The sequence below is a fragment of the Hungatella sp. genome (genome assembly GCF_046966825.1).
Window position 1 is genome coordinate 1 of record NZ_JBKVCZ010000163.1, and the last position, 13,988, is coordinate 13,988.

Annotated in this window: 11 protein-coding genes and 1 pseudogene; 2 read left to right on the forward strand and 10 right to left on the reverse strand. The window is 43.7% G+C overall.

Going from position 1 to position 13,988, the window contains the following annotated elements:
* Positions 1–89: 89 nt before the first annotated feature.
* The 3 genes from ACLTD4_RS29580 to ACLTD4_RS29590 form a co-directional block, all read right to left on the reverse strand.
* Positions 90–749 (reverse strand): RraA family protein, encoded by a 660-nt coding sequence (locus tag ACLTD4_RS29580; RefSeq protein ID WP_117624596.1) that lies wholly within the window; start codon positions 747–749, stop codon positions 90–92.
* A gap of 196 nt (positions 750–945) precedes the next feature.
* The gene (locus tag ACLTD4_RS29585) at positions 946–1,689 is read right to left on the reverse strand and encodes an SDR family NAD(P)-dependent oxidoreductase (protein ID WP_055655917.1); all 744 of its coding nucleotides are present in this window, start codon (positions 1,687–1,689) and stop codon (positions 946–948) included.
* A 22-nt stretch (positions 1,690–1,711) separates the two neighbouring features.
* Complete coding sequence (locus ACLTD4_RS29590; protein ID WP_117624595.1) at positions 1,712–2,776, reverse strand: mannonate dehydratase; 1,065 nt, start codon at positions 2,774–2,776, stop codon at positions 1,712–1,714.
* Between the two features lie 189 nt (positions 2,777–2,965).
* Here ACLTD4_RS29590 and ACLTD4_RS29595 point away from each other — a divergent pair, with 189 nt between their 5' ends.
* On the forward strand, positions 2,966–3,835 hold the full coding sequence (locus ACLTD4_RS29595) for a helix-turn-helix transcriptional regulator (RefSeq protein WP_117624594.1): 870 nt from the start codon (positions 2,966–2,968) through the stop codon (positions 3,833–3,835).
* Positions 3,836–3,988: 153 nt separating this feature from the next.
* On the opposite strand, the gene ACLTD4_RS29600 is transcribed toward ACLTD4_RS29595, so the two are convergent.
* From ACLTD4_RS29600 to ACLTD4_RS29620, 5 genes and pseudogenes are all read right to left on the reverse strand, one after another.
* A complete protein-coding gene (locus tag ACLTD4_RS29600) occupies positions 3,989–4,171 on the reverse strand; it encodes an iron-containing alcohol dehydrogenase (RefSeq protein WP_117624593.1) in 183 nt (60 codons plus the stop codon).
* A 474-nt stretch (positions 4,172–4,645) separates the two neighbouring features.
* The gene (locus ACLTD4_RS29605) at positions 4,646–5,689 is read right to left on the reverse strand and encodes a virulence RhuM family protein (RefSeq protein WP_117622747.1); all 1,044 of its coding nucleotides are present in this window, start codon (positions 5,687–5,689) and stop codon (positions 4,646–4,648) included.
* A 568-nt stretch (positions 5,690–6,257) separates the two neighbouring features.
* Positions 6,258–6,902: pseudogene (locus tag ACLTD4_RS29610) on the reverse strand (reverse transcriptase domain-containing protein); the annotation flags it as partial.
* Between the two features lie 262 nt (positions 6,903–7,164).
* Positions 7,165–8,133, reverse strand: a complete 969-nt coding sequence (locus ACLTD4_RS29615) for a retron St85 family effector protein (protein ID WP_117622749.1) — start codon at positions 8,131–8,133, stop codon at positions 7,165–7,167.
* Between the two features lie 345 nt (positions 8,134–8,478).
* Complete coding sequence (locus ACLTD4_RS29620) at positions 8,479–9,909, reverse strand: IS66 family transposase (protein WP_243009738.1); 1,431 nt, start codon at positions 9,907–9,909, stop codon at positions 8,479–8,481.
* A 256-nt stretch (positions 9,910–10,165) separates the two neighbouring features.
* On the opposite strand from ACLTD4_RS29620, the gene ACLTD4_RS29625 reads away from it, so the two are divergent.
* Positions 10,166–10,375 carry a LysR family transcriptional regulator gene (locus tag ACLTD4_RS29625; protein WP_117622750.1) on the forward strand — a complete coding sequence of 70 codons (210 nt, stop codon included), beginning with the start codon at positions 10,166–10,168 and terminating at the stop codon, positions 10,373–10,375.
* A gap of 247 nt (positions 10,376–10,622) precedes the next feature.
* On the opposite strand, the gene ACLTD4_RS29630 is transcribed toward ACLTD4_RS29625, so the two are convergent.
* Both ACLTD4_RS29630 and ACLTD4_RS29635 read right to left on the reverse strand, forming a co-directional pair.
* Positions 10,623–12,749, reverse strand: coding sequence for an alkyl/aryl-sulfatase (locus tag ACLTD4_RS29630; RefSeq protein ID WP_117622751.1), 2,127 nt, complete (start codon positions 12,747–12,749; stop codon positions 10,623–10,625).
* On the reverse strand, positions 12,750–13,988 hold a 1,239-nt coding region (locus ACLTD4_RS29635; protein WP_412331785.1), incomplete at its 5' end, for an S-layer homology domain-containing protein.

A 13,988-nucleotide genomic window follows, 5' to 3' on the forward strand; every position in this document is an offset into this window, starting at 1 on the left:
TCAAAATGGTTCCGGGTGCATCGCACCAGGAACCATTTTGTCTACAGTCTGAAGCCTGCTTACAAGCAGGCTTCTTTTCCTGACCCCTATCATAAAATCCCGAAAGTTTTAAATGCTTCCGTAGCACTCATCCCATTTTCGATCGCGCTCCTTACGACTTTCTCTCCGCTGGCCTTTTCCAATGCCCGGGAAATCACCTCAGCCATACAGCCCTTCGGAATAACCAGAACTCCATCTATGTCGCCAAATATCAAATCACCCGGTTCCACCCGCACATCGCCTACTTCAATCGTGCAGCGGTAATCCGTAACCTGAGTGCGCACTGAAGAATCCTGTGCATAACAACCCCTCGAAAAAACAGGCCAATCCTGTCCCAACACCTGTGGCGTATCGCGGTGCCAGCCATTGATCACAGCACCAGCGGCCTTTCTCTTCTTTGCTGTAGCAGTGAGCAGTTCTCCCCAATAGGCACAGCGCATGGCCCCGCCACTGGCTAAGTAAATCTCATCTTCCTGCAGCTCGTCCAATGCCTCTGTTAAAAAACCGAAAGGTTTTTTCTGTTCTTCATAAACGTCAATCATCAAAACTGGCATTGCAAATCCTGCCAGCTTCATCTCTTCTCTCAGCGGTCTGACTGCCTGAGGCAGAAACTGATGATAATATCCCATCTGATCTAGGATATCACCCACTACCGGTGTATACAGTTCCCTCTTTATTTTTTCCAGCATTTCATGATTATGTGATGCCATCTCTCTTCCCTCCCTAATGTCTAAATAATATTTCACTAGTACTGCTTTGCATTAATAACGCAGTAATAGTGCTTGATATCCGCGTCAGGTGTGCGTCTGCAAAGCGACGGCGTAGTGGACCCTACGTCTAGCTTTGCAGGCGTGCTCCTGGCGTGGATAGCGAGTGCTATTACTGTGGAATTAATGCAAAGCAGTACTAGTATCGAAGCAGATTTTCGCTATATCCGCCATCAACATAGAGTGTGGTACCCGTTACGTAGGAAGAAGCCGCCGATGCCAGAAAAACCGCCGGCCCCACCAGTTCTTCTGCCCTTCCCACCCGCTCTAACGGAATCCATTGTTCAAACTCCATATTTTCTACTAATTCCCGGTTCATATCCGTAAGAATCGCCCCTGGTGCCAGATTATTTACCCGGATATTCTCCTTTGCCAGCTCCAGTGCCGCAACTTTCGTAAACATGGACAGAGAGGCTTTCGCCATACAGTAATACCCATTCTCTCTGACCGGTACCTTCTGATGGATAGATGTAACATTGATGACAGAAGCGCCCTCCGATTTCCTCAGCATTGGCAGAAGTTTCTGCAGCAGAAAAAAAGGCGACTTGGCATTGACATTATATACGGAGTCCATCTCTTCTTCCATTGCGGATTCCACCGGGCAATGCGTTTCGAATCCTGCATTATTCACCAGCACATCTAATGTATCCGTGCTGTCCATAAGCGGTTTTACCATTGTTTCCAGGTTTTTTGAATCTTTTAAATCACCATACAGATAGGAAAAGCCATACTGTGCCGCCGCCTTTTCGGTACTCTCACGACGACTTCCATGTATCCATACGTCCGCCCCCGCTTCTTTCAGTCCTAAAGCGATAGCCAGCCCAATCCCTCTCGTTCCGCCAGTTACCAGGGCGGTTTTTCCAGTAAGGTCGAATAAATACATCTTTTCTCGCACCTCCGTTTTCTTATTTTAATTGCATCATTTCCGCCTTGATAAAGCCAAGTGCATAGGCCATACCTGCATGCCACTCGTCTCCACATGTAATCTGCGGCGTATGATCCGGGATCAGCACACCCTCAAAATGGTTTCTATGTAATATCGCGAGAGCCCTGTCGATCTCAATATCCCCATCATCGACAAATACTTCCGTGTAATCCGGAACCTTCCCTCTCACATTCCGTACATGAGCATAGGCGATTTTCCCCTGTGAGGAATACTGCTCCAGTGCATCGTAAATATTTCCCTCCGTCATTTCCTGAATGCTTCCCATGCAAAAGTCAATGCCATTGGAAGGGCTGGGAACCAGATCCAGTACCTTTTGATAAAGGCCTGGCTGATAAACCAGCCGCGGAGTTCCCCTCAAGTACGGCATAGGCGGATCGTCCGGATGCAGGGCCATTACGACTCCAGCCTCTTCCGCCACCGGAAGAATACGCTCCAGAAACCAGCGAAGACGGCTCCAGAGTTCTTCATATCCGATATCCTTAATATATTCCCCGTTCCTGTTCTCCGCATATGTCATATTCCACACTTCTCCACATGGAATTCTCGCATCTGTTTGAAGCGAATCAGCATGGAAGCATGTACTGACAGCCCCGCCTCTGGCTTTTGTCGTTTTCTGATGTCCCCAGACTCCGGCAAGGCTGAAATTATAGCCAAAACAGTGTATCCCGGCCTTCCCCGTGTTGCGGATAATCTGTTTCAAATTTTCCATCTGTTCTTCCTTTTTGGGTCCATCAAGCAGAATGTCATACCAGTCGGCAGGACTGAAGTTCTCAATCCCATAGATTCGAAGTCCCTTCTCCTCCGCCTGTTTCTGAAGCATACAAAGGTTTTCCTCCGACCAAATCGGATCCATAGCCTTTGCCTTTCCATAATTTTTCGTTTCATCAGTTGCCATCACTATATTTTTATCACCGTCATAATAATTGGCCAGATGAACAATCAGATCCGTACAGCCACATTGTCGGGCAAATGCGAACTCACGTTCTGTAAGCATGTGATGATAAAGTCCCAGTCCCAGTTTCATCTCATTTCTCCATTCCTATAAAATTTATGATATGCTGTTACTATACTCCTGATTCGAATAAAAATCTTCTCTCAGCTTTACTTTTTTTGCAGTATCTTGATATTTTTCCGTAAAATCGCTTTACAGCCGAATGATTCAGCAGTATATTACTCTCATCTAATTATTAATTATAAGCAGGGAGGTGGTTCCATGATAACAGTAAAGCAAATAATGGCTGCCGGAGTATTTTCAAACGGCAGCGAAACTCACTATGCATTTCGTTCTCATTTTGACCCCGAGGACTATCCACAGGTTCATGATTTCTATGAAATCATCCTGAATGTTTCCGGTATATTGACCGTAATTATAAATGGGATCCCGCTTCATTTGTCCCCCGGAATCCTTCTGCTGATTCGCCCAGGTGATATTCATTCCAAGCTGAAATGTGAAAATGGTTACCACATTAACCTGGCATTTCCCATAACATCACTGGAATCCCTCTTTTATTTTCTTTACGGTTCTTCCGATAAACTGGATCTTTTATGTTCCGGTCCACACATTCCATTGTGTATGTTGACAGGAACAGAGGCCACACTGCTCCAAAGCAGACTATCTTATTTAAATCTGCTTCCCTCTGATTGTCCTGAACAGAAAAATACATATTTAAGAGCGATCCTGACAGATATCGTTTACTCTTATATCATACCTGGGCTGGAAAAGGAACAAACAGATCTGCCTTCGTCAGTGATCCCTTTTTGGCTAACACAGGCTCTTAATGGCCTTTCCGATATCAGTAATCTTCAGGAAGGTATGGAATATCTCGTCAGGCAGACGGATCGGACTCCGGAACATATCTGTCGGGCATTCCGGAAGTATCTGTCAGTAACTCCTGTTTCCTATATCAATGCACGGAAACTAAACTACGCAGCAAATCTGTTACAGCACAGTGATAAGGAAATCATTGATATTGCCTTTGAAAGCGGTTTCCAGAGCATCAGTAATTTCTATCACCTGTTTAAGAGAGAATACAAAATGTCTCCATTAAAATACAAAAACCTTCATGCTAATGCGATCCTTTAGCATCTTCTTTTGGCGGCAGTTCTATTTGCTCTCTTATGGCAGGAATAAACACCTAATCATTAAAAACTGAGACAAACGCAGAATTATAAAGTGGATCATTACTATTAAGATTGCCGGACTTACGCAGGATTGTCTCCACTTCTCTCTGCCCTCTTAATCAGATGGGTTTGCCAGTGCATACTCTAGATTTTCATGAATTAACCGAATATAGGCTACTGCATACCGGTCCGTTTCTTCCATTGCATATGTACCGAAATACGCCTCCAACGCAGGTGCCAGCGCATCCATTTCTGTCTGTACCGTGATGGATGCCGGAAACCCGCAGCATCGCCGGATACAACTGTATTACATACGATTTAGGGGCTGTGAAAAGATGGAGTTGGTTTAATTCCATTTTTCCACAGCCCTTCCATTTTTATAAACATTTTTTACCCAAGGTATTGACATAGGTCCAATATTCTTTAACAATCCTCATAAAAAGACCAAGTAAAATAATGCCACCTGATCTTCTTCAAAAACTTTTATTTTTCCGGTTATCCCCCCAATAACCGGTTAGTTAAAATCTATCCAGTTTCTATAAATTACTTTCTATTTTCCGCTCCCCAACCACACTCAGTTAAAAATCCATTCCTAAAAACGGCCGAATTCTCGGCCGTTTTTTCTCCGGAGCCACTATATTTTGTGGTTTTTCTCTATTTCCCCTTTTCATCTACAAGTGACATCCGACAACACACTTCGACATTTGCTGAGTGGATGATAATGATGGCGAGAAGGCATAATTATCCCCAAACGGAAACGGTATAATTATTTTTACATGTCACTTTGGTCCGCTTGATGTTCTAATTCTAACAAATACTTATCATAGTCTGACATAAATAAGCGATCCTGAACAACGCGATATTTTTCAAACTCCGTCTCTGCATGAAGCTTTGCCTGCTCTGCACTGACTTTTCCCGGCCCCATAAGCAGTTCATTTCCATTAAACTCCAGGAATCCGTCAAGGCGCTTTGCCCAATCCTCCATACTCATCGGTATTCTTCGTTCCGCCTGTAACTCCGCATAGTCGAGATACAGTGAAACGATTCTCTGTAAATAGGACATTTCCTTTTCGCTCAGATAGTTCTTAGCAACAGTAACATCTGCTTTGACAATTTTCCCATCTGGCGCTGATTCCCACGTTGTCAGGCCCATATGTTCTTTTTCGGCATTTGCACGCTCTACAATCAATTCCGCTGCTGTATGCCGATGTACGGCCCAGTGCATCTTATTCTGTACCATTTTGAAAAACTGCCGGGTAGTCTTGGCATCTTTGTCGTAATCAAACGCTGTTGCATAGAGATCTGTAACCTTCTGATAAAATTTTCGCTCGGACAGGCGTATCTCACGAATATTTTCAAGCTGACGTTCAAAGTATTCATCGGTGAACATATGCCCTTTTTTCAGGCGCACTTTGTCCATCGTCCATCCTTGAATTGTATAATCCTTTACAATCTGACCAGCCCATTTGCGGAATCTTACGGCGCGGTCGTTGTTCACTTTAAATCCAACGGCAATGATTGCCTGTAAGTTATAATGTTTTGTACTGTAGGATTTACCATCCGAGGCAGTTATTAAGTATTTCTTAATAACTGATTCCTCTACCAGTTCATTATCTTCAAATATCCTTTTAAGGTGCTGATTGATTGCCGATACAGAAACATCATATAAGGTTGCCATCATTTTCTGCGTCAGCCAAATGTTCTCGTCTTCATAGCGCATCTCAAAACTATCTGAGTTACTACCTGTAGATGCTACATATGTTAAATACTCTGCGGCTGAGCTGTGTATTGTAATCTCTTTCTTCTTGTTTGTCATAATTCCTTTTCCTCAATAAATAGTTCTCTCAACCTATAATTTAAATGCGTAATCACATTATCTAAATCACAATCCTCTCTTTACAAACCCTTTTCTCAAAATCCGCAATGCCTGTAAAGAGCCTTTGAAATTCGCCGGGTACAATTTCGACAACTCATATTCTGAAATTCCTATTGGCTTGCTAGATGATTCAATCACGTATTGCGCCAGTACATTATTAGAAACTTTAACTGATATGTAATTATCATACCCATTTGCCACTAAGAACTGGTAAATGTTCTTTTCTGATATTTTTGACTTTGAGCCTATTATAATCTCCTTAATAATCTCATCTATACAATTCTCAAAGCTTTAAATCTGCATATGCAACCATCTTATTTCTTTTTGTTAATACTGTATTAGTTGTAAAATTAGTTCTGATTTTTTCCCAATTTCTATTTTTTATTCAACCATTCTCTTAATTCGCATGTTTCAATTTTCTCATAAGTGCCTGTATTAAAAACTATTCTACACAACTTTATCATCTGCTCAAGAATTTCTCCTATTTCAGTAATTTCTATACTCATTTTTACAAATTAAAAAGCTCATTTTTTTTATCATATTTAATGTATACCTTCTCCAACGCCTTATATCTATCGATATTAATATCTTTTAGATAAGATAACATTCCTTTAATCCTATTTACATTTCCTTTATCCTTGACTAAATAATCGTAAATATCCCGTTTTAAACTTACGAATTTCTTTCTTCCGATAGACAGTGAATTATCATTATTATCTATAATAATACCTGTTACTTCCCTTTTTTTATGTTTACTCATAAAATAAGTTTTACCAATATTCCTTTTAAAACCATACTCCTTCAACAAATAATCAATATCGTTTATAATAGATTCATCAATAAATTGGTTAGAGGATATAACAATATCATCAGCGTACCTCGTATAGTTCATCTTCTTATTCTGTAATAAATCACCTAACCTAATATCAAATTCATACATAATACAATTCGATATCATAGGAGATGCTACACTTCCAACCACTAAATTATTTCCTTTATACAAAACTAAATCCATAATTAAATCTATTTCTTGGGAAGATAATTGGAGTTTTTCTACTATATCCTTATTCCTCCGAAAAAAACTAATCATAGTCTCTCTTGTAATACTTTCGAAAAAATGTACAATATCTGTATGTAACACATATTTACACTTTTTATGGAAGTCTGCATTTTTTTAACCGAACATCCTTTTTGGTATGCAGTACTAAAATTAGAAATTGGAAAATAGTTAAAAATATTTTTGCATAACCAATATTGCAAAACTTTTAATTCTTTTGATGGTTGCAATATTTTTCTCAATTTTCCATTCTTTTTAGGTATATAATATTGTGCATATAAACCATTCCTTTGGGAACAGAATTTAATATATTGAACATCAATTCCTAAATCACTATTCATCTGCTCTAATAAATTCATTATAACGATCCAATCCTTTCAGGTTCACATTTATATACTCTACACAAATATCTAATTCGAAATGTATTAAGGTATTTTCGGTTAATGGTAAACATTGCATTATAACATGTAATATCTTTATTAATATGCAGGAATCCATTGTTTCTTATTATAATTTTCATTTCCTCCATCAAAAGTATCACTCGTTTAAAGCTTACTATTTTATGCTTTTCTTTCTTAGAAATTGTATAATTTGTTATCCCTCTAATCTCTTTGTACAATGTCTCCAATTCATATGCTGTAACTGGTTCAAATAATTCCGTCAAATTAAGTAATTCGTAAATTAAATTTTTTAAACTTAGCTCTTGTGCATTTAAATTCGGAATATATTTTACCCGTTTTGATGATATTTTTAAAATCATATCATCTAATTCCAGTGAATTTTTTAGTGTACCTTTTCCATTATGAAGGATAATATTCTCTTCATGTTTGTTTTCTATTTTCTTGATTGGTCCTTTTGTAATAAATGATTTTTTATATTGGGGATTATCTTCATTCACGACTATTGTTTTATCTGCAAACACATCATTTAACGCGAACGCTCCCAGTTCACAATAAGTACCAGGACTTTCCACAATAATTATTATACACTCGCTTATTTCGGCTAAAACCTCTTCGAAAGTCAAAATATCAATTTCTTTATCATCTGTATATAGATACTCGGAAATTATACATTGTGCAGGATGACTTACCTTTTCATATTCTTCACATTGTTTATATTTTATAAACTTTTTCATAATAAGATAACGAATATTATTTTGAACCTCTAAAATTGCCTCATCAATTAAATTACCATTTTCATCTAATATTTGTTCACCACAAACAAAAACAAATCGAGGAATTGTCTCATCCTCGATACTTCTTAATCTCAATTTTTTCTTTAATTCCTCTATTAATTCTAATACCCCTTTATCTTTCATTAATTTCATCTTATCCCCCAACAATAAAGAGCGATTCTACATTAAACCGCAAGCAAAGTTTATTTGTATATGGGGCGTGTGCGCGCCAGATGCAAATAAACTTTGCACGATTGTATACCAATTTCCCATCCTCTGAACTCAACTCAAAGAGACTATAAACACATCTTGCTTTATAGATTAATACTAGAACCGCTCCTATTTTCTATATTATAATATATTTATTACAAAATTTCAATATACTGAAGATCTAAAATTGGTAACTCTGAACATTTTCGTTACTGTTCAGAGGCTAACTTGTAAAGAAAGAACCCATAATGTAGACTGGAGTCAGTCGAAGCCATGGGTTCTTTCTTCTTAGAATACTGCGGATACTTTATCATATAAGTTGCCATCTTCCTGGCGCATCAAAAACAGCACGCTCATGCTATCACAGAGGAACTCAAGACTTTTGTTACTCCGTAATGACACAGCCTGATTCTGTTTTCGCTTTATGTTTCTTAGCAATCGCTCGGCCAGATTATTCGTTGCAGGTACCCTGCTGTCATGCCGGAACAACAGGTGCGAATCCCGATATCCTTTCAGCCTTGTGGCCAGATTGAATCCGTCTCTGTAGTAATCACTGCATGGAACATCTGCGTATTCGGCCAGGGCTTTTTCCAGGATCTGATCATATCTGGTCTCATATTCGGGGAGCTTTTCCGGATCCCGCCCTGCACCGGATTCCAATCCGTTCACATAGTGGATCATTTCCTGCAGCAGAGCATGCATATCTTTATTCCACGTCCGCTCCGGTTCGTTTTCCATGCTGCCTTTCAGATAACGCAGTACATGGGCCAGGCATTCCTGATGGGCTGTTCCATACCTGTAAAAGGTTTTCTCGTGGTCGTGGATCAGAATTCCCTGATAATCCTCTATGAGTGTTCCTGCAACTCCTGCATGGCCTTTGACCTCACGGGCATAGTACAGCGCTGGTCCGTCTGGCGCTGCACAGACAAACACATATGCGTTCTGTCCATTCACACGGGCATTGGTACAGTCTGTATGCATGACCGGATAAAGGAACAGCTCTGAAGCTGCGGACTTTCGCAGTGGTTCACTTTTTTCTGCGAACTCCTGACTGAGCTTACTAATCATTCCTTTGGAAATATCCAGCTTCCCACCAGTCAGATTTTTAAGGAAATCCCGGCACTTATCGATAGAAACGCAGCAGTCGTTATTCAGCAGGAAAAGGAAGGCTCTGACCGAAGAGCCATAGTTGACCTCATCGACCACACCATCTGGGAATTGTGCGTGATAGAGTTCTCCTGTCCTGGAGTTACGATATGTATCCGCCTGGTATTCCATTACATTCAAACATACCTCTACATTGACCAGCTGCTTCGTGAGCGTCCTGTTTGTTTTTCTGAAATCAGGGTCATCAAGGATTTCTTGTGATGGCTGGAGCAAAACGATTCGGGTCGGTGTCTGTTTTTTTCGACCATGTCCTGGATGACCGGGCTTTCTGCCTGTGGCTTCCCGATTGTTAGGGATTTTCTTTTTCCTGATGGACTGGGCTGAGGAAGGAAGAGAGGAGTTCTCGAAATCTTTGCTGATCTGAGCTATCAGTTTTTGATTCTTTCCTTTTTCTTCTTCCAGTTCTGCAGCGAGCTGATACTTTTCTCTGCGCATTTCCGTTATCTTATCATATGCAGCATCCCGCTGTGCTTCTGCCTTGATGCTCCGCTCATAGAGACGCGCATTTTCAGCCTGAAGAGTACGTATTTGTCGTTCATACTCGGCCTGCATGTCATCCGTGCTTTCAAACCACTGCTGACGGGCATAGAGCTGCTGCTTTCTGCCTTGGGAATCTGGTGAGTACGGATGGAAACCGCAATCTCGCTTTCCGGCCCTTTTCACCGGATTTAAAAATAGACCTTGTTATAGTGACAAAAAAATACCAGACATTTTCACCCGCAGCGAAAATCTTTTTAAGCTATCTGAGAGAGAAATTGCAAAAACCAGCCATAACGTAACAAAATTCAAAAGTTAGGAGCATATTCATATGGTTGAGACAAGGCTTCTGCACTACTTTTTGGCAATCGCAAGGGAAGAAAATATAACAAGAGCCTCTGAGACGCTTCATGTGACACAGTCCACGCTGTCCAAACAGATGATTGAACTGGAACAGCAATTGGGGAAACAGCTCTTTATCCGCGGAAAACGTAAGCTGACGCTGACGAAGGACGACTTCTATCTTCTAATTTTAGTTTAGGAGCAAACAAGTGTCTATTGAAGATTTCAGCCTCTCCTGTCGCTGCATTTCTAATCTGTGGACGATATAATATTTATCTGATCGTTGCGGTACCTATTTTACTATCACCCTCATCTATGATGTATGCAGATGGTATAAAAACTTTGACAAGAAAGAAACTATGAAGCAAAAAGGCAGCAAAACGCAACCATTTATTTTATTGCGTTTTGCTGCCTTTTTATAGAAACCTACTTCTCTCTATCTTCTTTCAATGCTTCTGTACTTTAGGCTGCACAATATTGAAATTTGGAGGAGCACAGTCGAACAGATCAAAGAAACTCAAAACTGCTTCCTGCTCACCTATGGTGTTTGACACAGTAATCTTCCCGTTATCTATGGCTTCGTCTGCCGTCAGCACCCCCAGAAGGATATCGGCAAATGTCTCCCTGCTGATCGTAAACGGAACCGCGCCTTCCGCCTCTTTATCGTGGTAATTCAGTACTCCGTGCTCCACGCGGACATACTCCGTGGAATCTTCCTGTGTAATTGCAAAGACCCTGCGGCATTTTCCTGCCTTCTGCCCGTTCAGCCTGCCTGCCGCAAAATCATAGAACAGCTCTTTGTCCATGGCCTGGAGAATGGACTGGTTGGCCGTGCTGCCGTTCATACTGACCAGAGGCCCGCCCTTTTTCAGTTCTTCAGCCCCCACAAGGTACATGTTGCGCCACGTCCCGGCCTCACAGGCTTCTCCCAGCTTTTCATAGACGGCAGCCAGAAGCCTTCGGTTTTCCTCCGATGGATTGGCAAATACCAGGTGCTTCCCCAGTTCCGCCGCCCAGCGGTAATCTTCTTCAGAAACCGCGTGTTTTAACAGAACCCAGACCTGATCTTCTCCTCCCATACATTTGACATACCGCTCTGCCGCCTGTTTTGGTGGTAACGGATTCAAGTTGGATGGATTCATATCATACCAGCCGATATATTTCTGGTAAATGGCCCGCACATCATGGCTGATGGTTCCATAGTACCCCCGGTTATGCCAGGAATCCTTCAGCAGATCTGGAAGAAATTCCGGTTCGTCAAAGCAGGCGGCAATCTCCAGCATGGTATATCCACGGTTAATCAGATGAACGGTCTGGTCATGCAGAAATTTATAGCTGTCTCTCTGCTGTTCCAAAAACGGCACACAGCGGTTTTGGTCCAGGGTAGGCCAGTGATGGGTCGCACAGATATACTTCATCCGGGTTCCATAAAGCGTGATCATCCGGTCCAGAGCCTTCCACCACAATCTCGCATCCCGTACCTCGGCCCCCCTGGGCGTCAGAAGGTTGTGCAGCGTATGAGTGGCAATCTCAGCGGCCACCAGCACCTTATCATCGGGAAGCCAGATTACCATCTCCGCCGGAGCTTCTGTGTTGGGGCAAAGGAGAAATTCGAACCTTACACCGAAAAGGCTGTATTCCTGGCGGTCAAAGAGAGGCGTTTTGGGAATGCTCTCTTCACATTTCTCAGTAACGGGAACCGTTGGAGCCGGATTTACGGTCACGGTATGGGTTGGCATGGCAAAACTGACCGTGCCTCCCATCTGGATATCCTTGCCAAGTCCGGCGTCTATCTTGCCGGTGCCGTCACTTTTCACGCTTAAAAATGTGCCGTACTGGTAGGTTGACCGCCGGGCCATGGCATCGCCGACAACGGCATTTTCCAGCGCCGCCTCTTCCACAAAATTCTCCGGTGCAATAATCACCGGCGGAGTACTGTCCTGCCGCCCCTGATCTACGTTTATCACTCCCTGTATTCCACCGTAGTGGTCTACATGGGTATGGGTAAGGATAATGGCCTTTACCGGACCTCCATCCGTTCTGCATGCATCTCCGTCATCCCCTCCTCCCTCTTTCTTCTTATAGTTCCGATACAGATCAATCGCTGCCGCCGCTGTCTCGCAGGCTGTTGTGCAGTCGATTACCACAATACCTCCGGTCACTTCTACAATCGTCAAATTGGCCAGGTCGTATCCCCGAATCTGATAGACACGGTCACTCACCCGGTACAGGCCGTGCATATGATTGAGCAGGGCCTGACGCCACAGGCTGGGGTTGACGGACGCCGGGCACCGATTCAGACTTGCGGCAACGCGTTTTCCAAATTCTTCCTCATCTTCCCCGCTGTACCGCAGAGGTTCCCCAAGAAGTTCACGATAACGGTCAATATCCCAGATTGTAATGCCCTCTCTCTTTATGGAGCTGGTCAGTTCTGATAAAAACCCCTTGCCTGAATCTATAAAATCCTGATAATCTTCCTTGTTTAATGCCATATTTAATCTCCTTGTCTGATTCATGACTGCGCCGGCCTGATTCAGATACCAGCCGGTGATCGCGGCCCCGTTCATTTTCATTTAGTTTATCGTTCCGTCCGGACCGATGGCATAGCCGTCTATGACAGTATTCACAGCCATTGTGCCATCCTTATAAAAGTAGTACCACTTCCCGTCAATTTCCCTCCATCCGGTGAGCTTCTTCCCGTTTTGATAATACAGCCATTGGCCGGAATCATTTTTCATCCAGCCCTCCACTGTGGCCGGGTCAACCATAACCGCCACGAACCGGGAAAGCGCCGCGGAAGCCTCGGCGCGGGTGGCGCTTTCCTGTGGGGCGAAACGGCTGCCGTCCTTCCCCATGATCACGCCGGCTCTCTGCATGGTTCTGACTTCCGCTGCCGCCCATGGGCTGATGGAAGCGCTGTCCGTAAACACTTCCTCCGCAAGCAGGGTCGGAATCGAATCGCCCATCTGTCTGGCGTACTTACTGAGCATCACCGCCATCTGCTCCCGGGTCACCGGTTCGTCAGGGCTGAATAAACCCTCTCCCGTTCCTTCTGCGATGTTTTCCCGTACCGCCCACTCTGCATAAGCCGCGTAATAAGCGTCGGCCTTTACGTCCGTGAAGCTGCGGGTCTGATAGCTGTCCGGGCGGATTCCGCCCAGCCGTCCCAAAGCTGTCACCAGCATACCACGCGTCACTGCATCATCCGGGTTAAAAGCGCCCGTGTCCGCTCCGGAAAACAGGCCCCGGCCTGCCGCAAAGTCAATCTCTGTCCCGGCCCAATGGTTTCCCGTGTCGGTAAAGGATGGCGGGGCCTTGTAACCCACGCCGAACACGGAAAAGTGGTTCGTGTTAAAGAGGACAGCCCCCATGTTCCGGTCATAGCAGGAGTGATCCAGCCATACCGCGCTGCCGCCGTCTGCGTAAACCGCATACAGGCTGCCAGTCTGCTCATTTGCAGCAGGTGCATAGGAGATTTCCACGGCCACTCTGCCTGCGCCGAAGCTGGCGACTGGTACCGTCTGCCCGTCCTTTTGGAAGGTCACGGCCAGTTCATAGGCCGGCCGGGTTCCGATCGCTGCCAGCGCTTCCCCGGCCAGGCCGGATCCCTTTTTCGCGCCAAATGTCAGTGTGCCGCTGGTCTGCGCCGCAATCTCTTTCAGGGCGGCAAGGTCAAAACTCATAGCCACGCCGTCAAAGCTGAGCCGGAAGCTCCTGACTCCGGACGATATCAGCTTGTCGAGAGCCGCGCGGTCCAGAGTTGCACCGGTTGTGCCTGCGGGCAGATGAGCGGCTACTGCCACGCCATTTTT

What these genes read in the sequence shown, in the direction of transcription:
- ACLTD4_RS29580 (WP_117624596.1), bottom strand. Translation starts at nt 749, where the DNA reads ATGGCATCACATAATCATGAAATGCTGGAAAAAATAAAGAGGGAACTG.
- ACLTD4_RS29585 (WP_055655917.1), bottom strand. Translation starts at nt 1,689, where the DNA reads ATGTATTTATTCGACCTTACTGGAAAAACCGCCCTGGTAACTGGCGGA.
- ACLTD4_RS29590 (WP_117624595.1), bottom strand. Translation starts at nt 2,776, where the DNA reads ATGAAACTGGGACTGGGACTTTATCATCACATGCTTACAGAACGTGAG.
- ACLTD4_RS29595 (WP_117624594.1), top strand. Translation starts at nt 2,966, where the DNA reads ATGATAACAGTAAAGCAAATAATGGCTGCCGGAGTATTTTCAAACGGC.
- ACLTD4_RS29605 (WP_117622747.1), bottom strand. Translation starts at nt 5,689, where the DNA reads ATGACAAACAAGAAGAAAGAGATTACAATACACAGCTCAGCCGCAGAG.
- ACLTD4_RS29615 (WP_117622749.1), bottom strand. Translation starts at nt 8,133, where the DNA reads ATGAAATTAATGAAAGATAAAGGGGTATTAGAATTAATAGAGGAATTA.
- ACLTD4_RS29620 (WP_243009738.1), bottom strand. Translation starts at nt 9,909, where the DNA reads ATGCAGGCCGAGTATGAACGACAAATACGTACTCTTCAGGCTGAAAAT.
- ACLTD4_RS29625 (WP_117622750.1), top strand. Translation starts at nt 10,166, where the DNA reads ATGGTTGAGACAAGGCTTCTGCACTACTTTTTGGCAATCGCAAGGGAA.
- ACLTD4_RS29630 (WP_117622751.1), bottom strand. Translation starts at nt 12,749, where the DNA reads ATGAAAATGAACGGGGCCGCGATCACCGGCTGGTATCTGAATCAGGCC.